The 22788-nt window shown below is 34.1% G+C and carries 18 protein-coding genes and 1 pseudogene; 7 read left to right on the top strand and 12 right to left on the bottom strand.

The window, feature by feature from the left end:
* Positions 1-94 precede the first annotated feature (94 nt).
* The 5 genes and pseudogenes from DIT68_RS12240 to DIT68_RS16700 form a co-directional block, all read right to left on the bottom strand.
* Positions 95-1168, bottom strand: a complete 1074-nt coding sequence (locus DIT68_RS12240; RefSeq protein WP_109360098.1) for a glycosyltransferase family 4 protein — start codon at positions 1166-1168, stop codon at positions 95-97.
* Between the two features lie 9 nt (positions 1169-1177).
* Entirely contained in the window at positions 1178-2203 is a 1026-nt protein-coding gene (locus tag DIT68_RS12235; protein ID WP_109360097.1) for a zinc-binding dehydrogenase, read from the bottom strand.
* Positions 2196-2885, bottom strand: coding sequence for a 16S rRNA (cytidine(1402)-2'-O)-methyltransferase (gene rsmI / locus DIT68_RS12230; RefSeq protein ID WP_109360096.1), 690 nt, complete (start codon positions 2883-2885; stop codon positions 2196-2198). Before rsmI ends, DIT68_RS12235 begins: the two co-directional genes overlap by 8 nt.
* A 98-nt stretch (positions 2886-2983) precedes the next feature.
* Positions 2984-3763, bottom strand: coding sequence for a DUF1828 domain-containing protein (locus DIT68_RS12225; protein WP_109360095.1), 780 nt, complete (start codon positions 3761-3763; stop codon positions 2984-2986).
* A pseudogene (locus DIT68_RS16700) lies at positions 3760-4173 on the bottom strand (DUF6978 family protein); the annotation flags it as partial. The pseudogene DIT68_RS16700 and the gene DIT68_RS12225, both read right to left, overlap by 4 nt.
* Positions 4174-4447: 274 nt before the next feature.
* On the opposite strand from DIT68_RS16700, the gene DIT68_RS12215 reads away from it, so the two are divergent.
* Positions 4448-7291, top strand: a complete 2844-nt coding sequence (locus tag DIT68_RS12215; RefSeq protein ID WP_109360093.1) for a hypothetical protein — start codon at positions 4448-4450, stop codon at positions 7289-7291.
* Positions 7281-8507: a glycosyltransferase family 9 protein gene (locus DIT68_RS12210; RefSeq protein WP_109360092.1), complete on the top strand. Its 1227-nt coding sequence runs from the start codon at positions 7281-7283 to the stop codon at positions 8505-8507. The genes DIT68_RS12215 and DIT68_RS12210 overlap by 11 nt, the downstream gene beginning before the upstream one ends.
* Here DIT68_RS12210 and DIT68_RS12205 read toward each other — a convergent pair.
* The 3 genes from DIT68_RS12205 to DIT68_RS12195 form a co-directional block, all read right to left on the bottom strand.
* Positions 8502-9026, bottom strand: a complete 525-nt coding sequence (locus DIT68_RS12205; RefSeq protein WP_109360091.1) for a PsbP-related protein — start codon at positions 9024-9026, stop codon at positions 8502-8504. The two genes, DIT68_RS12210 and DIT68_RS12205, sit on opposite strands and share 6 nt — an antisense overlap.
* A gap of 38 nt (positions 9027-9064) precedes the next feature.
* On the bottom strand, positions 9065-10051 hold the full coding sequence (locus tag DIT68_RS12200) for a bile acid:sodium symporter family protein (RefSeq protein WP_109360090.1): 987 nt from the start codon (positions 10049-10051) through the stop codon (positions 9065-9067).
* 63 nt (positions 10052-10114) lie between these two features.
* Positions 10115-10870: a DnaJ domain-containing protein gene (locus DIT68_RS12195; protein ID WP_109360089.1), complete on the bottom strand. Its 756-nt coding sequence runs from the start codon at positions 10868-10870 to the stop codon at positions 10115-10117.
* A 224-nt stretch (positions 10871-11094) separates the two neighbouring features.
* On the opposite strand from DIT68_RS12195, the gene DIT68_RS12190 reads away from it, so the two are divergent.
* Positions 11095-11901 carry a M90 family metallopeptidase gene (locus DIT68_RS12190; RefSeq protein ID WP_109360088.1) on the top strand — a complete coding sequence of 269 codons (807 nt, stop codon included), beginning with the start codon at positions 11095-11097 and terminating at the stop codon, positions 11899-11901.
* A gap of 85 nt (positions 11902-11986) precedes the next feature.
* Here DIT68_RS12190 and DIT68_RS12185 read toward each other — a convergent pair whose 3' ends face one another.
* Positions 11987-15439, bottom strand: coding sequence for a pyruvate carboxylase (locus DIT68_RS12185; protein ID WP_109360137.1), 3453 nt, complete (start codon positions 15437-15439; stop codon positions 11987-11989).
* A 200-nt stretch (positions 15440-15639) separates the two neighbouring features.
* Complete coding sequence (locus tag DIT68_RS12180; protein WP_109360087.1) at positions 15640-17001, bottom strand: DUF5723 family protein; 1362 nt, start codon at positions 16999-17001, stop codon at positions 15640-15642.
* 773 nt (positions 17002-17774) lie between these two features.
* Here DIT68_RS12180 and DIT68_RS12175 point away from each other — a divergent pair.
* Positions 17775-18299, top strand: a complete 525-nt coding sequence (locus tag DIT68_RS12175) for a hypothetical protein (RefSeq protein WP_109360086.1) — start codon at positions 17775-17777, stop codon at positions 18297-18299.
* A 215-nt stretch (positions 18300-18514) separates the two neighbouring features.
* Positions 18515-18853 carry a DMT family transporter gene (locus tag DIT68_RS12170; RefSeq protein ID WP_109360136.1) on the top strand — a complete coding sequence of 113 codons (339 nt, stop codon included), beginning with the start codon at positions 18515-18517 and terminating at the stop codon, positions 18851-18853.
* 49 nt (positions 18854-18902) lie between these two features.
* Here the strand turns inward: DIT68_RS12170 and DIT68_RS12165 are convergent, their stop codons facing one another.
* Together DIT68_RS12165 and DIT68_RS12160 are read right to left on the bottom strand one after the other, a co-directional pair.
* Positions 18903-19778: a universal stress protein gene (locus DIT68_RS12165; protein ID WP_109360085.1), complete on the bottom strand. Its 876-nt coding sequence runs from the start codon at positions 19776-19778 to the stop codon at positions 18903-18905.
* A gap of 3 nt (positions 19779-19781) precedes the next feature.
* Positions 19782-21473, bottom strand: a complete 1692-nt coding sequence (locus DIT68_RS12160; RefSeq protein ID WP_109360084.1) for a BCCT family transporter — start codon at positions 21471-21473, stop codon at positions 19782-19784.
* Between the two features lie 227 nt (positions 21474-21700).
* Here DIT68_RS12160 and DIT68_RS12155 point away from each other — a divergent pair, with 227 nt between their 5' ends.
* Together DIT68_RS12155 and DIT68_RS12150 are read left to right on the top strand one after the other, a co-directional pair.
* Complete coding sequence (locus DIT68_RS12155; protein WP_109360083.1) at positions 21701-22351, top strand: hypothetical protein; 651 nt, start codon at positions 21701-21703, stop codon at positions 22349-22351.
* A 166-nt stretch (positions 22352-22517) separates the two neighbouring features.
* Positions 22518-22751, top strand: coding sequence for an SRPBCC family protein (locus tag DIT68_RS12150; protein ID WP_109360082.1), 234 nt, complete (start codon positions 22518-22520; stop codon positions 22749-22751).
* The last annotated feature ends 37 nt before the right edge of the window (positions 22752-22788 follow it).

Here is a 22788-nt window from a genome sequence, read left to right as displayed (position 1 = left end):
TGTAGTAAATGAAAAAGTACTTAGGGTTCTATTTACTTCCTAAATATTTAGAACTAAGAATACCTGGAGCAATAAACCATAGGGCCAATAAAACCTACCCCTCCAAAACCTCCAAATACTTCCGAAAATTGCTATCCACAGAATATTCTTCCACTATAGTTTTTCTCCCTGCTTGACCAATTTCTTTTCTTTTTTCAAGATCTGTCAATAATTCAACCAAACGGGCTTTCCATTCTTCAGGAGAAGAACATAGATAACCGTTTACGGAGGCTTTTACAATTTTGGTGTTTACACCTACGGGAGACAAAATAGTTGGAATTCCGAGGGCCATATATTGCAGCGCTTTGAAACCACATTTTCCCTTCGACCATTGATCTTCGACCAGCGGCATGACTCCGATTTGGAATGTTGCCAAGTCTTTTATTTCGCTTTCTTTATTCCATGGAACAAAATCTAGAGATTTGAGATTGAACTGCGGTTTTTCATTGGAAATCACACGGAAAATGAAATTATGTTCTTTTTCTAATTCGGCTAAAATAGGCACCAAATCCTCTAAATAACGCAAAGTGGTTTGGGTTCCTGTCCAACCAATTACAACAGGAGAATGATTGTAATTGGTAATTAAATTGTGGTGATTTTTTAAATCTATGGTCGTTGGAACAACAGTGATATTCGCATTAAAAGGTCTAGCATAATCTGCCAAATAATCATTTCCTACGCTTAATTGATGTGCCCATCTCATGCAATATTTGACTTTCCAATAGGCTTTTAGGCGATGTGCTTTGGCATTGACTTCACTGTAATTAGGCAACCAAATGGCATCATCGAAATCGTAAATGTATTTTTTGCGTAAAACTTTAGCCACAAACCATTCAAAAATAGGCGGTCCAACATGCGACATTTCTCGGTGAACAAAAAGAATATCTGATTTTTTTAAGTTAAGAATTGATCGTCCACGTTTAAAAAAACTACCAAGCATTCCCAGTCCTTTCTTTACGAAATTCCCTTCCATATAAAGTAATTTCCAAGTTTTATCGTCCAAAAAGCTATTGTAAACAATTTCATATCCTTCTTTTTCTAACAAAGGCAAATACTGCTCAAAACGAAAACGTTGAGAAGGAGCAGTTCCTCTGGGATATGGTGCAAATATGACGATTCTGGGTTTCATAGGTTCAAATTACCATTCTAAAACTACTTTTCCTGTAGATTTTCCAGAAGACAAGAATTCGTGTGCTTTGTTTATTTCTTTCGCATTATAAACAGCGCTAACCTGAGGCTGAAGCTTTCCTTCCATTGCCATGCGAACCACTTCTTTTAAGCAATGTTGAAGAACAAAAGGTTTTGTATCGGCTACTTTAAGCATGTTTATTCCGATTATACTTTTGGATTGCATCATTAATCCAATTGGAATTATAATTCCCATTTTTCGCACGAAATTCAACTTTGAGAAAATCCCCCATTTTTTACCCGACATCTCACTTCCTCCAAAAAGAACTAGAGTTCCCGTAGTTCCTAAGAGTTTCCAATCTTTTTTGAATGTGGAACCTCCAAAAGGATTAAAAGAAATATGAATAGGCTCTGTATTTAGAATTTGCTTTAACTGTAATCCGTAATCACTTTTGTTGTAATTGACAATGAAGTTTACACCTTGTTTTTTTAAATAATCGACTTTAGCTTCATTTCCAATTTTTGCGATAATTTTCACTTCTTTATCGCGCAATAATTGAATTAAAGCTGTACCTACGCCACCTGCAGCGGCATGAATTAAAACATTATCTCCATCTTGAACAGTAGTGGCAACAAAAGCCATGTAGTAAGCTGTAACGTATTGTGTGGCCAAACACAAAGCTTTATTTCCGTCGTAATCTCCAATTTCGGCAACGGCAAAATGTTTGGTATTCACGCACTGACTATAGCCTCCAAAACGAGTAAAAGCGACTACTCTTTTTCCAAGTAATTCTTTAGGTGCGCTTTTCCCAACTTTAGTGATTTCACCTACCACTTCGTAGCCTAAAACACAAGGTAGAGGAGGAGCTTCTTTATAATTTCCTTCTCTTGCCATTACGTCGGCATAGTTAATTCCAAAACGTTCAACAGCAATTTGAACTTCATCTGCTAAAGGCTCTGGAATAGCTAGTTCAGTAAAAGAAAAAGCTTCTTCTGGAGTTCCAAATTTAGTAAGTTGAATAGATAGATTAGTCATTTTTATTTGCTTTGGTTTTTGCACTAATTACGATTACAATCTCTCCTTTAGGCGGAGTTTCTTCAAAATAAGTAAGCAATTCTTGCGCTGTTCCACGGTGAAAAGTTTCATACATTTTAGAAATTTCTCGTGCAACACAAACTTGTCTATCTGGAGCTAAAAATTCTATCATTTCCTTCAAAGCTTTTACCAAACGATGAGGTGATTCATATAAAATTACAGATCTAGATTCCTCGGCAATCGCTTTCCATTTGGTTTGTCGTCCTTTTTTATGTGGAAGAAAACCCTCAAAAATGAAACTATCGCAAGGAAAACCACAACCAACAATTGCAGGAATTATGGCCGAAGCTCCGGGTAAACACACTACATTAATATCGTTCTCTATACAGGCTCTAACCAGTAAAAATCCAGGATCAGAAATTGAAGGTGTACCGGCATCAGAGACAATTGCTGCAGATTTAGACGCTTTTATTTGATCTACTATTCGTTCAACAGACTTGTGTTCGTTGTGAATATGATGCGAAATTAACTGATTTGAAATTTCATAATGTTTTAGCAATTGTCCTGTAGTTCGGGTGTCTTCTGCCAAAATAAAATCAGCTTCTTTCAGCACACGAAGCGCACGTAAGGTAATGTCTTCTAAATTTCCGATGGGTGTAGGAACAACGTATAATGTACTCATATTTTATCTTCTTAAAACGATGGTTTCGTTATCAAGGCATAAAGGTAATTAATAAATGTAAAAGCTTTTATAAGATAAAAGGAAGTATAGATATTGTTTCAGGCAACTAATTCTAAACTATTTTTAGATTTTCTCTCTGACCAGAGAATAATATCAGCATTTTTAGATTTTAGGGCATCAATATATTCACTTTTAATTTCTTTGTCTAAATCATTTATGATTGCAATGGCTTTAACTTCTTTCTTAGTTATTTTCTCTCTCACAGGTTTAATATCATCCCAAGCAAATAAAAAGGAAGACAAATTTGATTTGTTGATTGTGTTAAAAGATTTTAAGACGGTTTCACTTTTAATTTTTGCAATTTGGAAATCAAAATTGAACTCTAATCCTGTGTGTCCTTTTGAAATAAAGTCAGGAGTATAAATAATATTTTTTTTGTCTAAAAAAAGTCTTACATCTTCTTTAAAAACAGTGCTAACATTTTGTTTAGAAAGTACATATAAATCATTAATCTCAATTATAGCAGATAAAAGGTTGTGTTTAGACTGAGAAAATTTCTCTAGACTACTTTCTAAAATTAATTCATCATGTTGTATTTTAACACCATAATTTAATAAAATAGTGTCCAATAAATCCTTTCGTTTCTTTGATCCTTGAATAAATAAACCTTGTAACTCAAGATTAGTCATAGTTTCGCCATTATCACTCAAAATCAATTGATTATTAGTTTTTCGTGCATAAATTTCAATACTGTCATTAAATGCTCCTAAAAACGGCGTGTTTATTACAAACCAGTCAGTATTTATATCTTTTTGGATATAAGTTTTTTCCTTTAACCAATTGTAATAATCATTTACGTATGTATTTACCCAGTTCAAATTATGGCGCTTTGAATATTAATTTTAGAAATTAAGTTTATTTTTTTACCAAAGTTAAGAATTAAATCACTTAGGTCTGAAGGGTGTTTCAAATCTTTTATAGGAAAATCACTTTCAATCAATGGAATAGCCCAAACCAAAGCTTTGTATCCCTCAACATATATGTGCATATGTGGTTCAGTTGGTTTTATCCATTTTCCCGCAAAAGGGACCAGAAACTTGGGTAATTTATCGCTTATCATTGTGGGATTTTTGTGACCTCCTTTAAAATCTATTCTTAGCAATCCTATAAAAGAATTGCATTCCATATGGTGTATTGAAGTCTTTAAAATTATTTTTTTATTAGAACTTATATCAACTCTAAATCTATAATTAAGGTCTTCATTCGATATAAATCTAAGCTTATTTTTTCTTTTTTTAGATCCACAATTTGATTTGGGGTGACTAAGACTTTATTCAATTTTATTAGGTATTCAGCTTCTTGTTGTGTTAGCATTTTAAATGATTTAGATGTTCCGATTTTAAAAACAGAAACAAGTGGTTACTCTAATTTACGAAATATTTCTTCTATTCTTCGCTTATTATTGATTCATTGTTAAATCTTTCAGACTAAAACCACCTAGTTTATCGCACGAAAACTTAATTTTGAAAAGAATTATCCGTAGCTATTATCAAAATGATTCAATGAGAAACGCTTTTTCATACCTATTACAAGTTAAAAGCTTTACGTTTTTTACAGCCCTTTTTGTGAGTCTTTTGATTTTACAAGTCATTTATCAGAATGCTGATTTTGAATTGGTTGAAATGAATAAACTCATTATAAGCCAGGCGACTGCTGATGGGGTTTCTATTCAATCTCGCATTGATTTATTTTATGGTTTAATTTTCAGATTGATTGCTTTACTGTTGATTAATTTGACTGTTTTTCATTTTGTTTTTGAGCAAATTGGCATTCGGAAATTTCAAAAATCTGTTCTATTTTTATTGAGTAGTGCTGGAATTTCAATTCTCATATTGCAAGTCATTGGGGTGAAAACAGAAGTCCTTATTCATTTGATTTTCTTTGTTTTAATCTATAAAATCGTAATTTATGGATTAGCGAACAGTAAAATAAAGTCCTTGAAATTGTTCCGTGCGGAAGTGCTCAGTAATTCAATTTTAGCGTATGGATTTCTAGGTTATTTTGCGGTGCTTTATCTCACGGGAACAGATCTGTTTTTAATGATTTATATTTTATCCGTTTTCTTTTTAACAGCTCTTTTTCCCCTCCTTAAGTATTTTACGAAGTTCAGTATCCGGCAAATAAATTACCTTCTTGTTCCTATCATTTTTCTTTCTGTTTTATCATTTTTAAGTATTGAAATGGTGATGTTTCAATATCAAAAAGGATATGATATTTTGGGATACAGAAAGCTTTATTTGTTGCTATTTTTAGTTTTTTCTATTGTCTTTTATGGCATCATTTATTTCAAAAAGAAAACACTCAAAAATGCTTCTTCTATCTTTAGAAAAGTGCTCGCTCCTTCGGTAATTATCGCTTATTGTTTGTTGATTTATTATTTCCCAATCGCCATTCATAACACAGAAATGTTTGAGTTGGGAAATCCGGCAAATGCATTAATGAATGTCTTTAAATTTGGCGAAATTCCTTTTGTAGATTTCATGAGTTCGCACATGTTTTCTGAACAGTGGTATGGAATTATTTACTCACTTATTTTTGGTTATGACAACAGTTTAGATTTTCAAATTTACTTCTTTTTCAATCGACTTTTGTTTCTTTTAGTAGTTTATGTCGTATTGAATAAACTGTTTAAAAAGCCTGCCTTTTCATTATTATTTGTGCTTGTTTTTCCGTTTTTAACAGAAGTGTTTTCCAATGATTTAATTTTCTGTTTACTTCCATTTTTTATTGTTCAAAACATTGTAAAAGAATCGAAATCAAAACTTTACTTTTATTTATTTGGGTCTGTTATTTTGTTAATCGTCTGGAAAATTGACACAGGATATGCAGCCTTAGTTTCTACTTTTTTCTATTTTATTTTCTTGGCAATCACACAATCAATTAAGGTCAATTGGAAACATTTATTGAAAGGATTTTTGTTTACCGTTTCTATTGTTTTAGCATTACTTCTATCAGCTATTTTATTGCGAGGAGGCGAAACTATTCTGGAAAATTTCAAGACAGCATTGCATTATGTGAGTGGAAATCAAGCGCATGGTTATACAGAAATAGCCCATAATTATCCGCATCAGTTTTTTATTTCATATTTCTTTTTGCCTTTAATTTCAGTGCTTTCTGTTCTTTATATTGGTTTTCGTTTATGGAAAAAAGAAAGCTTATTGAACATCAAAAAAGCAGATCTTTTGATTTTACATGCTTCCCTATTTTTCTTCTTGATTTCGCTTGCCAACGCGCAAAGAGGAATAGTAAGACATGGATATGCAGAAAATAATGATGGTGCAATAATCACCACATTTTATGTTGCTTTAGCCATGTTAATGGTGTTTTTATTCAGAAACCATGTAGTAAAAAACCGACTAACTTTCTTTTATGTCGCGTGTTTTTCTTTGTTTCTCATTTTTAGGTTTTTCCCTTATCAACCAGCGTATGGAACATTTGATAAAGCAATCAAGAAGAATGCTTTTATTTCGTTAAATGTTGATATTGCTGCGAAAACAGAACTGCGAAGAACAAAAGCAAATCACGGGTTTTATCATGCGCAACTCAAAGATTTCAAAAACTTTGTGGATGATAATTTAACAGAGGAAGAAACGTTTTTAGACTTTTCGAATACGCCAATGTTGTATTATTATTCTGGGAAAAAAGTACCAGGCTATTTTTGTCAGAACTTACAGAATAGCATAGATGATTTTTCGCAATTACAGCTCTTAAAATCGGTAAATCCACAAGATGTTCCAATGGTGGTTTTTTCTTCTTACCCGAAATCTTGGTTTGATGAAACAGACGGAATTCCGAATAGTATGCGCTATTATTTAGTGGCAGAATACATTTATAAAAATTATGAACCTTACGCTATTATTAGCAATAAGCGCATTTGGATGGCAAAGGATTTTAAAATTAAAAAGGATTATAACTCATTAAAAGACACTGTTTCTAATGTTCCGGTAGAATATAATTATAAGAAAACAGCACATTTTATTCATGAGTTTTATCAACGTAATGAATTTGAGGATTTAGAGAAAATAAGTGAATGGAAATCCGGATTAAATCAACCAATTTCAATTAGAAAATCATCTAAAAAGACTTCAAATGCTTATCTATTGTTTGAATTTTCAGAAGATTTCGAAACAAGTACAAAAAGCTTAATTTTACAGGATTCTTTGGGAAATAAGCTGGACATGTTTAAGTTTGAAATCAATAAAAAATTAGGAAATAAATACATGATTCGCATTTCAAATAGTTATCATTGGCACAATGGAAATGCAGTTTCTTTTTTATTGGAAGATGATAATTTAAAGGAGTTAGAAAAGATTACTTTGTTTAAAGACGCACGATTTGAAGACTAAACATCAATTAGCAATAGATAATTACCTCATTAAACCAATTGCGTTTTTGATGAATTTTTTGGTGCGAATTGTTGGGCAAATCACAAGGATAGACCATAGTTTAGATAAAGATTTTAAGCACATTGTAGTTTGTAAATTCAAAGGAATGGGAAGTATAATTCAAGCAACTCCTATGCTTGAAGCGTTGCGAACTCAATTTCCTAATGCTGAAATTACCTTTGTTTCTACCAAAGCCAACAAGACCGTTTTAGAGAAAATAACGCATGTTGATTCCATCATTTGTTTAGATGATAAAAACATTTTGAAACTCCTTTCTACGATGTTTTCTTCGCTATTCAAATTGATGAGAAAACGTCCGGATGTTTATATTGATTTAGAGATTTATTCCAATTTCAGTACATTATTCACCCTTTTCACCTTTTCAAAAAACAGAATTGGTTTCTATTTAAGGTCAAGTTCTTTCAACATGGGAATTTACACCCACATGATGTTTTTCAATAATAATGTTCCAATTTCGGAGGTTTATTTGCAAATTTCGCGTCTTTTTGGCGTAAATCACACAAAAAACGAATTGTTTCCATTGCACGAAAACACACCAGAATTTCTTGAAATTCCAACAAAGGATTACATCATTATCAATCCCAATGCTTCTGATTTAAGATTGGAAAGACGTTGGGGAGCTAAGAAATTTAATCAACTCATTTTGAATTTGGTTGAACTTTATCCCGCGATGGAAATTCTTGTTGTAGGAAGTAAAGATGAAAGACCTTATAGTGAAAAAACGCTGGAAGGAATTTCTCATCCCAATGTGAAAAACATGGCCGGAAAAACATCAATTGATGGACTAATTTCTTTAATTCATAAAGCAACTTTGGTCATCACAAATGACACAGGACCAATGCACATTGCCTTCGCTTGTAAAACACCAACTGTTTGTTTATTCGGACCTTGTTCGCCGGATCAATATGGTGGAAACGAATACACGACGGTCATTTACAAGAAAGTTTTCTGTAGTCCTTGCGTTCATGATTTCAATATTTCACCATGTAATGGCGACAATGTGTGTATGAAACTCATCACAGTTGAGGAAGTTTTAACGAAAGCGAAAATTCATTTAGATAATGAGTTCGTTCCAGATTTAGAAAGTAAAAACAAGACGATTTATTACAGCGATCAAGGGCAAAAAACTTTGGGATTGGTGAGGAGGACGCTATAATGTTGATTTCAATAAAAAACTATTCATTATTCTTTCTCCTGTTTTGCGATAGGCTTCAAATTGGTCCACTTCAAAAGTGAATGTTAAAACGTAGGCATTGTCTTCAAGGACATAAAAGTATTGTTCGAACTGTAAATCAAAAACTCCCTGCTGACCTAAATAAATAATTTTATGAAACTCATTTTCTCCAACTTTAATTCTTTCACTTTTTATTATTTTGCCATTGGTTATGATTGTTTTTACTTGAGACTCTGAAATTTCAACATATTGATCTAAGTTTAATTTAAACCCAGATATATCTTGTATCATGAAGTTGACATTCTCACGAAAATTATCAATTTCTGAAGTTAGTGGACTAAAACAAATAAACTCAGTTCCCATTATTCCAGAAGTGTTGAGCTCCCAACTTTCAGGATATTCAATTGAATATAATTCCTCATCTAAAGTAATCCACTTTTGCGCTTGAATTTGAAAAGAAGTGATTGTTATTAATAACCCAAACAAAAAAAGAGTTCTCATATTTTAAAATGATTGATGAAAAGATGATAAATATAAGATTATTTATGCACTTCCTCGATTTCTCTCAAGGTTTCAATTTCCCCCATTTTTGTAGCCAATACACTGATAATCAAAATCTGAATAGCATGAAAAAGCATTAATGGTAATAGCATTAGCCCCATAATACTAGTTTGACCAAACAGCGCTTCAGAAAAAACTGTTCCATGTACCAAAGATTTTTTCGTTCCACAAAACTGAGCGGTAATGCTGTCTTCTCGGCTGAAATGTAAACGTTTTCCTATCCAACCAGTTATGAAAAATACAAGGAAGAAAAGTGCGATTACCAAAAATAGCATTACCAATAAATCAAAGATGCTTAGACTGCTGAAAACCCTTTCTTCGAAGGAATGAACGAAGCTTTTGTAAATGATGAGCAGAATTACACTTTTATCGAATAAATTCAGAGTACGTTTGTGCTTTTGGGCGAATGTTCCAAGGTATTTACGCAACAATAATCCAAAAATAAGTGGCAGCAAGATTTCTGTTCCCAATTGCAAATAAATAGCAGAGAAATCATAAGCAATATCTGTTTGTTGAATGAAAGAAGTCATCCATAATGGAGTAATAACAATTCCTATAATTCCCGAAATACTGGCATTAAAAATAGCTGCTGGAATATTTCCTTTGGCCAAAGAAACCATCACAACGGATGAAGAAACTGTGGAGGGCAAAGCAGCCAAAAACAGCAAGGAAAGCCATAAAGTTTCCTGATTTGTGTCTTTCACCAAAGGATAGAAAGCTACGACTATCAGCGGAAATAGAATGAAAGTACTGGCTTGCACCACAACATGGAGTTTCCAGTTTTTTAGACCACTTTTAATGGCTTCTGTGGAGAGTTTTAGTCCATAAAAAAAGAAGATGAGTGATATTCCTAGACTTGCAATGGTGTCTAAAGGAATTGGACTATTAGACGCACCCAGTTGAGGCAAGAAATACGCCACAATAATGCTGATGATAATGGCGATAACGAATTTGTCTATTTTCATAGAGGGTAAAGATAAAAATTAAAGCATCAAGTTGTAGAGGTAAGAAAGAGAAGAATCAAAACACTATTTCCACGTCGTTTCTAAAATTTCGTATGCTTTTTGAATTTCAATAAATCTTTTCTGAGCAATTTCCTGATGTTCTATTCCTTGGGTGGCAAAAACATCTGGATGATGCAGTTTTACTAGACGACGATAAGCTTTTTTAACCTCGGCTTGCGAAGCATTTTCAGAAAGTCCCATCACACGGAATGCAAGTGCTATCGCAGCGATTCTAGAATTGGAATTTTCTGATGATTTTGTTCTTTTTTGTTGCTGCGTATACATCGCTATAATGCTATCAAAATCCTCTTCTGAGAGTTTTAAAAGTTGGTTTATTTCTTTTAATAATGCTATTTCGTGTTTGTTCATAGCACCGTCAACATTTGATAACTCAGCCAAAAAATACATGATTTGCAAGCGTTGTTCTCGCCTTGGTAATTTTCTTCGCAACCATTTCGAAATTACGCGCAAACGAATAGGATTTTTTAAACTTTCTGTGAACGAACGTCCAAAATCATAATGAGAATGGGGAAAGTGCTTAGAAAAATAATTGTTTAAATAAAGTATTTTCTCTCTATAAGAAGACCTATCTCTGCGAACCATAAGTGCTCCAAGACTTATGTATGCTTCTAATAAAGGATCATGCGGAGGTATTTCCTTCGTCTCATGTTCATTCTTTACTAAATTATGGTCCCACGCCCTGTCATTTGTAATGTTATCAAATATCCGAATGAACACAACTAAGAATGCAAAAAAGAAAACTAACAAGTAAGACATCATTCTACCGAGATTAATATTAGTGTTTTCAGAATATAAGTGATTTAAGCAATGGATTAGTTTTGAAAATTACAACTTAAGTCCTGACGAAAATAGTTAAAATGAGCGTAATTGGTGTTTGCTTTATGTTTTTCACTCGCTATTTTATTTCTTTTTCAGAATTATTGAACTGAAGTTTTATAGATTTATCAACTCATATTCTCTGGTGTAATGTTAACTTTAAATGCATGAATAATATCACTATTTACCTAATAGCGGGAGTTGTACTAGGAGCACTGCTTGGATACAGAAAATTGAAGGAAGCCAAACAAGGTTTCCACAACTCAATAAAGCCATTAAACAAGAACTCATCGAAAAAACCATTTCCAAGCTTATGGAGAAGCATTCTTCAGGACCGTGTTAGCTTTTATAACCGACTTTCAAGAGAGGAGAAAACGGAGTTTGAAAGAAAAGTACACGTTTTTCTTTTGAATGTTAACATCCGAGGAATAAATACTGAAGTATCGCATGAAGATAAAATACTGATTGCAGCGGGAGCCGTAATTCCTGTTTTTCGTTTTTCGAGGTGGAACTATGCCAATCTTAAAGAAGTTCAGCTGTATCCAGATAAATTTCAGATACCAGATTCAACAAGAATGGCGCATGGATTGGTAGGTTGGGGAGCCATGGAAGGAATAGTTATGTTGTCTCGAAAATCTGTGCTTGAAGGCTTTCATGATAATTCAGATAATAAAAATGTTGTGATACATGAATTCATCCATATTCTTGATAAACAAGATGGAAAAATTGATGGGGTTTTAGGAAACTCCATGAACGACGTTGACTTAATGCCTTGGCTCCACATCATCAACATTAAAATGAATGAAATTGATTTTGGAACTTCTACAATTAGAGATTATGGGGCGGCCAATCGTGCTGAATTCCTTGCCGTTGTGAGCGAGTTCTTTTTTGAAAATCCAGAACGATTAAGGGTAGAACACCCAGGATTGTACAATGCATTGGATGCGTTTTATGGAGAGAAAAGTGGAAAATAGAGTTTGGGCGGCATGGTAGGGGTGGTTTTGTAGGGGCGGTTTGCAAACCGCCCTTACAAAACCGCCCCTACCAAAACCACTGACATCATTCCATTTCCACTACCAAATCATCGGCATGCACCATAGTCCCCTCTTTCAGGTAAATTTTCTTGATTTTTCCATCCGTATTTGCGCAAATTGTTGTTCCCATTTTCATGGCTTCAATCACAAATAAACCTTGGTTTTTCTCCACTTTATCTCCTTCTTTTACTAAAATGGAAGACAAAGAACCTTGAAGTGGAGCGCCCACTTCATTGACATTGTTTTTATCGACTTTTTGATGAACAATTTTTTCTACCGCAATGTTATTGTCTTTAATATCAGTACTTCTTGTTTGTCCGTTGATTTTAAAGAATACTGTTTTTTCTCCATCATCATTGGCTTCTGTTACAGAAATTAACTCAATTAACAGCGTTTTTCCTTTGTCTAATTCAATGATTATTTCCTCACCAGGTTTAATTCCGTAGAAGAAATTCTTGGTTGGAATTTGCATCACTTTTCCAAATTTCACATAGTGATCATACAAATCAGTAAATACTTTTGGATAGAGTTTATAAGACAAGAAATCAGTAATTTCTAGTTCACGGTCCATTCCATCGTCGAATTCCTTCTTGAATTCTGCAAATTCTTTATCAAAATCTATAGGCTTTAAATGCGCATTTGGACGATCAGTGTAGGGCTTTTCATCTCTTAGAATAATCTTTTGAATGTCCTTTGGGAATCCTCCAACTGGCTGACCTAAGTCTCCACGGAAGAAGCTAATTACCGATTCTGGGAAAGAAAGTGTCTCTCCTTTTTCCATGAAATCTTTAATCGTTAAGTTATTGCTCACGAGGTATTGCGCCATGTCTCCCACCACTTTAGAACTTGGTGTTACTTTAACAATGTTTCCGAAAAGTTTGTTTACATCGGTGTACATTGCCGTAATTTCAGAGAATCGGTCTCTCAATCCTAAAGACTCTGCTTGTGGCAATAAATTTGAATATTGTCCACCCGGAATTTCGTGAGTAAATACTTCTCCAGTTCCAGATTTTAATCCAGATTCGAATGGATAATAGTAATCTCTAACATCTGACCAATAAGTAGAATATTCATTTAATTTCTGAATGTCCATTTTATTTTCACGTTCTTGGAAACGCATTGCTTCCGCTACAGAATTGAAATTAGGTTGAGATGTCAAACCGCTTAATCCACCCAAAGCAACGTCTACAACATCAACACCAGCCTCAACTGCTTTAATGTAAGTGGCAGACTGAATAGAGGAAGTATCGTGCGTATGCAAATGAATTGGAATTTTAATTTCTGACTTTAGTGCCGTAATTAACTCTGTGGCTGCATAAGGTTTCAACAATCCCGCCATGTCTTTAATCGCTAAAATGTGTGCTCCAGCGTTTTCAATTTCTTTGGCTAATTCTAAATAATATTTTAAGGTGTATTTGGTCTCATCAGGATTCAAAATATCGCCTGTATAACACATCGCTCCTTCGGCTAATCCTTGTGTATTTTTACGAACGTGTTCGATGGCTGGACCAATAGATTTCATCCAGTTTTGAGAATCGAAAATTCTGAAAATATCGACTCCATTTTCCCAAGCTTCTTTAACGAATCTCTCGATTAAATTATCTGGATAAGCGGTATAACCTACACCATTTGAACCACGCAATAACATTTGGAACAAAATATTTGGCATTGCTTTTCTTAAAATACGCAAACGTTCCCAAGGGTTTTCTTTCAAGAAACGCATACAAACGTCGAATGTAGCGCCTCCCCACACTTCCATACTGAAAACTTCTGGGTGATTCATCGCAAAACCTTTCGCTACTTTTTCTAAATCGTAAGTTCGCATCCTGGTCGCCAACAAACTTTGGTGCGCATCGCGCATTGTGGTATCTGTGTAATGAATTTTCTTTTCATTACTCAACCATTTTGAAAATTCTTCTGGACCTAATTCTGTCAATAAATCTTTTGTTCCTTTTGGATACGCAGCTGTTGAATCAAATTTAGGAATATGTGGTTTAATTAGTTTCTTATTTGGGTCGATGATTTTTACATCTTGATTACCATTCACAATCACATCTCCAAGAAAATTTAACAGCTTGGTAGCTCTGTTTCTTGGCTCTCTAATGTTGAAAAGCTCTGGTGTATTCGCAATATAATTTACTGTTACTTTTCCTTCGCGGAAGGTTGGATCATTTAGAATATTATCTAAGAATGCCATATTGGTTTTTACACCTCGCACTCTAAATTCGGCTAAAGCTCTTCTCATTTTACGACAAGCACCATCCAAGGTTCTACTGTTGGCAGTGATTTTCGTTAACATAGAATCAAAAAACGGAGAAATGGTTACCCCTTGATAAACACTTCCTGCATCCAGTCTAATTCCGAAACCACTTCCGCTTCTGTAAGTTGTGATTGTTCCGTAATCTGGTTTAAAATCGTTTTTTGGATCTTCGGTTGTAATTCTACATTGAACCGCAAAACCGTTTGTAGAGATAGACTCTTGACTATAAATTTTGATTTGTTCATCTCCCAATTTATAACCACCTGCAATGAATATTTGGGATTTTACAATATCAATTCCGGTGACCACCTCCGTTACCGTATGCTCTACCTGAATACGGGGATTTACCTCAATAAAGTAAATACTTTGGTCTTCATCTACTAGAAATTCTACGGTTCCAGCATTGCTGTAATTTACCGCTTTACCTATGTCTAGGGCATATTGATAGAGTTTCTGTTTAACTTCCTCCTGTAAATGAATAGAAGGCGCTATTTCAATTACTTTTTGATATCGGCGTTGTACAGAGCAATCGCGCTCATACATGTGAACTAAATTTCCGTGTTCATCACCTAGTAATTGAACTTCAATATGCTTTGGATTCTGAACATATTTTTCAATAAAAACGGTATCGTCTCCAAAGGCTGTTTTCGCTTCTCTTTTCGAATCAGGATAAGCTTGCTTTAATTCATCTCTGTTTTTAATAACGCGCATTCCACGTCCTCCACCACCAGAAGCCGCTTTTAGCATTACAGGATAACCAATTTTTTCGGCTTCTTCAATGGCTATTTCTACTGTAGATAATTCATTTTTATTGCTTTCAATAATTGGAATATTGTTTTCAATGGCTACTTTTTTGGCCATCACTTTATCTCCTAATGATTTCAAAACTGAAACATCGGGACCAATAAATTTTATTCCGTTGTCTTTACAAGCCTGTGCGAAGGCCGCGTTTTCAGATAAAAAACCATATCCAGGGTGAATAGCATCAATGTTGTTTTCGACAGCGACTTGAATAATTTTATCAATGTCAAGGTAAGGTTTGATTGGGTCATCATCTTCACCAATCTGATAAGCTTCATCAGCTTTATATCGGTGCAAAGAATAACGGTCTTCAAAAGTGTAAATTCCAACGGTTCTCAAGCCGATTTCTGTGCAAGATCGAAAAATTCGAATGGCGATTTCACCTCGATTGGCAACAAGTACTTTTTTAATTTTCATCTCTCTATTTTTATGATTTTGGTGTGAAATATTTAACAATAGGCATAATATCGTGTTTTTTAGGCGAAAAAAGCTTCGTTTTCTAAAGTTTTACCTTTTTTTAGAAAATGGGATTCCAATAGTTCAGGGTGTTAATAAGCAGAACAATTTCTAAATTTATTGTTTGTCATGCTTAAAGTTTAACTTTTTTCGGTTGGATATTATTCTTTATCTGGATTTCCAAATAATAAATTTATACCGAAATTAAAATGGACATTTTTTGTGCTTTCTGGATCGATGAATCCAAGAATATTGTCTGAAGAAAGAAAGAACTGAACCGGACCACCTCGCAAAGAAACACCAGCTCCAATACTCCCCAACGATCTTGCATATTGGGAGTAATTAACCGTGGCGCTTAACCATTGTTTTAATTGTACGCTTCCAGAAACAATTGCTGCAGCACGATAATTAGATTTTATAATTTCGTTGTAAAGTGTTGCTCCAATCTTAAAGTTCTTAGTCACTGCATAGGATCCTCCTAAATAAAATCGAGTGGCCAATCCTGTGTTATAAGCTGCGTTACTTTCTTTCTGTACGAACACATCATTAATTGTATCTTGAAGTTGCTCAAATACGGCTCCTGCTGAATCTGTAAAAAGCTGATTAAAATATATTCCTTCAAAACGATAATTAAACTCTTCGACTTCATAGGTTGCATTCTCTGTTTTCCAAGTAATAAATCCTAAATCGAGTAAACTTGCAGAGATTTTTATTTTATCTGTTAGTTGATAATTAACCCCTAAATCTAAAGCTAAACCAAAGTTTTTAAAATTATAGGCATTTTCATAGGGTTGATAATCTTCGGATGCCAAAGAATCGTAGAACGGTTTGACTCCAGAAGTATTGATAATCGCGGAGCCGTCAAAAGTTAAATCGAAAGTATTTTCTTCTGTATGTATTCCGAAATTGCTTTTACGGGTATTTACATTTGCTATTCCAGAAAGAAATTTTATTCTCGTACCCACATCGAGTTTATCATTGATTTCTCTATTAAAACCCAAGGCGTATTCTACATAAGAATTAAGGTTGATTCCTGTTTCATCAAAACTTGCCCGTTTGCCTAAAAGAGATTGCCGGTTTCCTTCTGCGATTAGGGTAAACATATCTTTTGTATAAATGAGACTCGAATTAAAGCGATTAGTTACAGCAAAGCTGAAATAATTTTTCTTTTGCCTTATTCCAAAAGCAAATATTTCATTGTAGCTTTCGAAAGTCAGTATATTCTTATCTTTCATTTTCAGAAGTGCATTTTCGGGATCTATTTTTAAAGAATCTTCTTTCGATTTTTCCGTCAATAAGTCACCCAAATTAAAACCACTATTTGAAGCTCCAAAACTGTGCATGGACAAGCCTGGAATACTCACAGAAACTTTTGCAGAAGGCTTAAATGATGGATTTAAATAATGCGCCTGAGCTGTGTTTTGAAGTCCATAAAGCGTGTAGTTTTTTTGTCCTAACAGCTCTCCTGAAATGAATAGGGAGCAAAAGGCTATCCAAAAAATTTTTATGTTTAAGTTTTTCATAATGTTAGATTTAAGTAATTACATTTAGTGAGTTCAGGATTATAATCCGCATACACTATTTAGTGTCTGGACGGAAACACATCAAAATTAAAAATATTTCTTTTTGCGATAGTTCCCTTCATTTTTAATCGCCTGATGCTAAGGCATCACCTCATAAAAATAAATTCAACTCTCATCAAAAATAATCTATTTTATAAAATTCGTCTGTTTCCGACCAACCACTATTTAAAATAAGCCGTTTTGAAAATTATATTTTGTCATGCATACAATGGATAACCAATCCTAAACTAAATTAATAACTAAAAAGCTACAATCCTAATTATGTAACTTGTTTTGAAAAAATATACTTAAACTCAATCCCAGAAATAAATTTCCAACCTAAGAAAACCCAGAGCGCAAGAACGAGGGAGAACACCCACCCCAGAAAACTTCTGCGTCAATCTGCGAAGTCTGCGGGAGAAAACCCCAGAGCAACCCAGCGCGAGAAAGATCGCAAGCATGAGTGAGAAAGAATGCAAGCATAAGGGAGAACACCCACCCCACAAAACTTCTGCGGCAATCTTATTCAGTCAACACGACGTAACCCGAAATATTTTTCAAAAAAACCTTCTAAGTGCTTTACTATTCAATAGTTATGTATTATATTTACCGATGGAAGGAGAAGTCTTTTATATTCAATAGCAGATATTTGCAGGGTTAAGAAGTAATAAACAGTGAGTAGATTTAGACGACTCCCCACATAAACTAATAATAAATCAAATAACAAAAAAATTATGAAAACCACATTATCAATTTTTATCGGAATTCTTTTAAGTTTAACATTCACATCTTGTGAAAAAGACCTTTTGGATGTTGATTTCAACACAACCATCAAAGAAATAATTGTTGCAAATATTGATGAAGGTCAACAGACCATCGACCATAAAGTACTTTTAAGTCTAGAAAATGAAGACACTAAGGATTATCTAGATAAGCTAAAGGAAGTGAAAATTAATAAATTGACTTACCAAATAGTTAGTTTTTCAGGAAATGAAGATGCAACTGTTGATATAGAGTTTACAGCAGCGAATACTCCATTAAGAAAAGATGCTTTCGTTGTAAGTGAAGCTTTTAATGAAGGTACCGTTTTTGAGATTACAGACCTAGACAAGTTAAGCAGCATTGCGGATGTATTAAAAGAAAACAAAAAATTAGAAACAGGATTCTCAGGTGAATCAGTTTCAAATGGAGAAGGTGTGAAGTTTGAAATTGAAGTAATCGCTGAATTAGAAATAATCGCAAGTCCATTAGAAAAATAAAGCAGGAAATAAACTTTCTTAGCTGAATGAAAAAAGTCTCCATTTTGTAGTGTTTTTGGAGCAATAAGGGGTAAAATAATGAATAAATTTATTCATTATTTTACCCCTTATTTTTGTATTGTATTAAATAGTTTCCTTCTTTGTTTAATTTGTACATTTTCATTGGTTTAACTATGTGTTTTTTTAATTCATGAATATTTTTTTAGAATATGGGTATCAATTGGATTTTACTAATTATCGGAGGCTTGTTTGAAACTGGGTTTGCCATTAGCCTTGGAAAAGCGCAACAAAGCACTGGAAAGGAGCTTTGGTTATGGCTTATTTCTTTCACTATTTGTGTGAGTTTAAGCATGTATTTGCTTTACAAAGCCATGGGTGGAGAAAATGCCATTCCCGTGGGAACAGCCTATGCTGTTTGGGGAGCCATTGGAGCGGTAGGAACCGTTATAGCGGGAATTCTCCTCTTTAAAGAACCTGTTAGTTTCTGGCGTTTGTTTTTCCTGATGACACTGATTATTTCTATTGTAGGGTTGCAGGTGGTGAGCAGTAAATAGATGCGGTTTGTTGGGCGGTTTGGTACGGGCGGTTTGCAAACCGCCCCTACTACCGAACCACCAACAAAGGCATTTTCCTATTTCTAATCAATAAATCATTGGTTACACTTCCAATAAACAAGGATGCAATTTTATTTCCTCCTCTTGCTGAAACTACGATGAGGTCAAAATCTTCCTTTTCTGCATGTTTTTCAATGGCTTCAACAACCGACAAATCTTTTCTGTCCATATACTTAAAGGGAATATCCTCAGGAACTTGATAACGTTTTCTGAATTGTTGTACTTTTTCTTTTAATTGATTTCTTGTTTTATCTATCGCTTTTTCCGTGTTGATATAAGGGAAGAAAAATGATGGAATATTATAAACATGTAAGGCCTCAATCTTCCCTTTTGATGAAGCAATTATGGTTTTTGTAACTTTAAAAGAGTTTGCAGAATCGGCGCTAAAATCTGTTGGAATAAGCACTTTACTGAGCTCATGACGTGTTTTTTCGGGAACCAACAACACATTTGCATCCATCATTCGCACCAGCTTTTGACTCATTGCGCCAGTTCCTTGTAGCGCATCTTTATTTCCCGTGAGCATAATATCGATTTTATATTCTTTCGATAAGTGGGTCAAAATACTTTCTGTGTAATCATCAGAAGTGAGTAAAACAGTATAGGGAATATCTGCGGTGTAATATTGTTCGATGGACCTTTGTAGTTCCTTGTCAATCACCTCTTCAATAGAAATTCCTTCTTCTAAAAAGCTTTCTTGCAGACTTTCTAGTTTGTATTGTTTGATGTTGTGCACAAAGTAAATGTGCTCCATTCCCCAAACTGTGCAGAGGAAATTTACATAGTTGATAAGAATGGGATCCATTTTGGTTAAATCCAATGCTACCATTATCTTTAAATTCGATTTTAAGTCTTTCTTTCCCATCTTTTATGCGTTTTTATCGTCTGTGTTTTCATTACCTAATGGCTTAGAGGTGTCTTTATCTTTTGGTTTTATTTTCGCCAAATTTTTCTTCTCTCTGTCTTTATTCACTAATTCTAAAATGTTTTTTCGATAGTCTTCTCGTTCAATAAGCTGTTCTTTCCGTTCGGCTTTATCATAATCTTCTTTCACACCAGAAAAGAGCGAAAAACACATCATAACCAGCAGTATGGCAAAGGGGAGGCCGGATATGGTAACTGCGGTTTGCAAAGCATTTAGTCCTCCTCCATACATTAAAACCGCTGCAACAAGTCCTGTTAAGGCAGCCCAAACGACTCTCTGATACTTTGGAGTTTTCGCCTTTCCTCCAGAGGTAATACTGTCTATAACAATAGCTCCAGAATCTGCAGAAGTAATAATAAAACTACTGATTAAAATTACACCTAAAACTTTAAGCACCATTGCCAATGGAAATTTATCGAAAAACACATACAAAGCAGTTGAAATATTGTCTCCAACGGCTGCAATCATTTCCATATCCCCTGTTAGAATATCGCGCATTGTGATTCCTCCAAAAGCACTAAACCATAGGAAAGTTACAAGTGAAGGCAAGATAAGAACGCACAATACAAATTGTTTGATTGTTCTTCCTTTTGAAATTCGGGCGATGAATGTTCCCACAAAAGGAGACCATGAAATCCACCATCCCCAATACATAATTGTACGTGTTTTTTGCCAATCTGTTCCGCGCAGAGATTCTGTCCAAGTGGCCATGTCAACGAAGTTTACCAAGTAGCTTCCTAAATTCTGAATATAGGCACTCAAAATATAAGTTGTTGGCCCTAAAATCAAAACCAATAAGAATATGGCTGAAGCTACACGGATGTTCAATTTACTTAAAGACTGAACTCCTTTATCTAATCCTGTAAATGCGGATAAAGTAGCGGCTAATGTTACTGCAATAATTATGACTATTTGGTAAAATAATGAACTTGGAATACCAAAAACATGAGTTAATCCGGAGTTAATTTGGCCAACTCCAAAACCTATAGTTGTTGCCAAACCAAAAAGCGTTGTAATTACCGCCATTATGTCTATTAGACTTCCCATCCAGCCATAAATTCGGTTTCCAAGGATGGGATAAAAAGCAGAACGCAGCGTTAGAGGCATTTTTCTGTTGAAGGTAAAGTAGGCCAATGATAGTCCTACGACAGAATAAATTGCCCAACCATGAATTCCGTGATGGAGAAATGAAAAATTAATGGCTTCTTGCGCAACTAAAACAGGATCTTCTCCTGCGAGTCTCGGCGGATTTAGAAAATCACGAACTGGATCTGCAATACTAAATAAAACCAACCCATTTCCAACTCCAGCACTGAAAAGCATGGCAAACCAAGCCCACAAACTAAATTCTGGCTTTGCTTTTCGTCCACCGATTTTAATTGGACCGTATTTCCCAAAGGCCATGTATAGACAAAAGACAATGAACATATTTACAGATAAAGTATAAATCCATCCTCCATGCTCTGAAACATAGGTTTGAGCTATTCCGAAATAATGATCTGCTTGTTCTTGGAAGATTAATGTAAAACCTACGCTAAAAATTACAACGGCTACAGTTGCAAAAAAAACGGTTTTGTTAACGACCAATCCAAGAAACGTTGATGTACTGTCTTTTCTGGAAACTTTTATTGACATAAGTGCTTGAAAATTTTTTGAAGGCACAAACTATCATAAATAGATTCATTTTGCAAGTTTTTCAAGTTTTTTGAAGAAAAAGAGACGTTTTTTGATTAAATGAAACGGATTTTGGTAAAAAACTGTATTGTTTTTAATTAAAATTCTTAGTAAAATGAGTACCTTCTAATTGTATTTTAATGTTTATCGAGTACCTTTAATCTGTACTTAAACTTTAATTTGGAAAGATGAATTACGTCAAAATCTCTATTATTTTATTGTTAGCACCAATAATGTTCAGTTGCGAAAAAGAGGATTATCCTAATACAGGGCAGGGAAATACAAGGTGTTTTGATCCGGAAATTCCTGGAGATTATTTCCCAGCGTATGCCAATTCTTGGTGGAGTTATTACGACGAAAACAATGAAATATTTGAGATTAAAATTGCCCCAAATTATCAAGAGTGTGAGGGAGAATGTAGTCCAATTCTAGAAAATATGAATAGATGTATTCAAGGAAATGCTTTGCTTCAGCCCTTTTATGCTGGTTTAGGAACAAGCGGTGTAGCTACTTCACCTATATACTCAACGGTTTTGGATTCAGTTTTAATTTGTCCCATTTCATTTGCTACTTTCGAATACCAAGATGCTTTCCTAGGGTCGAATGATATTCGATACAGGAGAAAAGCAACGAATATCGACACAATTATTTCAGTTAATTCAACGGTTTATGACAATGTACTTGTAGTTTATGAGTACCATATCTTCGATTCTTTACATCGCTATTATGATTATTTTGCTAAAGATATTGGTCTGATTAAACGTGATTCAGTAAATGCGCAAGACACAACAGATTTAATTGAAATTTTAAGACTAAAAGATTATTCCATAAAAGAGTGAGTTAATTTTTTTGAGTAGTTGATTTTAAAGAATAAGCAATTCAAAATCAACCATTCTTAACTATAGGTAATTTCAGTAAGCATTTATCACAGAACTAGAAAATTATATTCAAGCCAGTTTTGGAATTCTTGAAAAGGAATGGTTTTTACACCAACAATTATTACTCTTGGAAAAACCCCCAAAATTTGTTTGGTTAGGGCACTTTCTATTTAAAGGGGTATTGGATGGACAACATCAATTCGAAATACGCGATAATGGAGATGGAAAAACAGTTTTTGTACAAAGCGAACGGTTTAGCGGTATTTTAGTTCTTTTTTCCGATAAAAAGTTCGATTTAATCACAAAAAACGGATTTGTTTTAATGACTGAGGAACTTAAAAAATTAGCAGAAAACTGTTAAAATATTTAAAAAAACGACTAGATTTGGTGTCATTAAT

This window comes from Brumimicrobium oceani, assembly GCF_003143775.1.
GTDB classification, from domain to species: Bacteria; Bacteroidota; Bacteroidia; order Flavobacteriales_D; family Crocinitomicaceae; genus Brumimicrobium; species Brumimicrobium oceani.
This window is presented reverse-complemented; position numbering and strand designations above follow the sequence as displayed.

Excerpts from the sequence above, each read along its gene's own strand:
- DIT68_RS12240 (WP_109360098.1), bottom strand. The coding sequence starts at position 1,168 with ATGAAACCCAGAATCGTCATATTTGCACCATATCCCAGAGGAACTGCT.
- DIT68_RS12235 (WP_109360097.1), bottom strand. The coding sequence starts at position 2,203 with ATGACTAATCTATCTATTCAACTTACTAAATTTGGAACTCCAGAAGAA.
- rsmI (WP_109360096.1), bottom strand. The coding sequence starts at position 2,885 with ATGAGTACATTATACGTTGTTCCTACACCCATCGGAAATTTAGAAGAC.
- DIT68_RS12215 (WP_109360093.1), top strand. The coding sequence starts at position 4,448 with ATGAGAAACGCTTTTTCATACCTATTACAAGTTAAAAGCTTTACGTTT.
- DIT68_RS12205 (WP_109360091.1), bottom strand. The coding sequence starts at position 9,026 with ATGAGAACTCTTTTTTTGTTTGGGTTATTAATAACAATCACTTCTTTT.
- DIT68_RS12200 (WP_109360090.1), bottom strand. The coding sequence starts at position 10,051 with ATGAAAATAGACAAATTCGTTATCGCCATTATCATCAGCATTATTGTG.
- DIT68_RS12195 (WP_109360089.1), bottom strand. The coding sequence starts at position 10,870 with ATGATGTCTTACTTGTTAGTTTTCTTTTTTGCATTCTTAGTTGTGTTC.
- DIT68_RS12190 (WP_109360088.1), top strand. The coding sequence starts at position 11,095 with ATGAATAATATCACTATTTACCTAATAGCGGGAGTTGTACTAGGAGCA.
- DIT68_RS12185 (WP_109360137.1), bottom strand. The coding sequence starts at position 15,439 with ATGAAAATTAAAAAAGTACTTGTTGCCAATCGAGGTGAAATCGCCATT.
- DIT68_RS12180 (WP_109360087.1), bottom strand. The coding sequence starts at position 17,001 with ATGAAAAACTTAAACATAAAAATTTTTTGGATAGCCTTTTGCTCCCTA.
- DIT68_RS12175 (WP_109360086.1), top strand. The coding sequence starts at position 17,775 with ATGAAAACCACATTATCAATTTTTATCGGAATTCTTTTAAGTTTAACA.
- DIT68_RS12165 (WP_109360085.1), bottom strand. The coding sequence starts at position 19,778 with ATGGGAAAGAAAGACTTAAAATCGAATTTAAAGATAATGGTAGCATTG.
- DIT68_RS12160 (WP_109360084.1), bottom strand. The coding sequence starts at position 21,473 with ATGTCAATAAAAGTTTCCAGAAAAGACAGTACATCAACGTTTCTTGGA.
- DIT68_RS12155 (WP_109360083.1), top strand. The coding sequence starts at position 21,701 with ATGAATTACGTCAAAATCTCTATTATTTTATTGTTAGCACCAATAATG.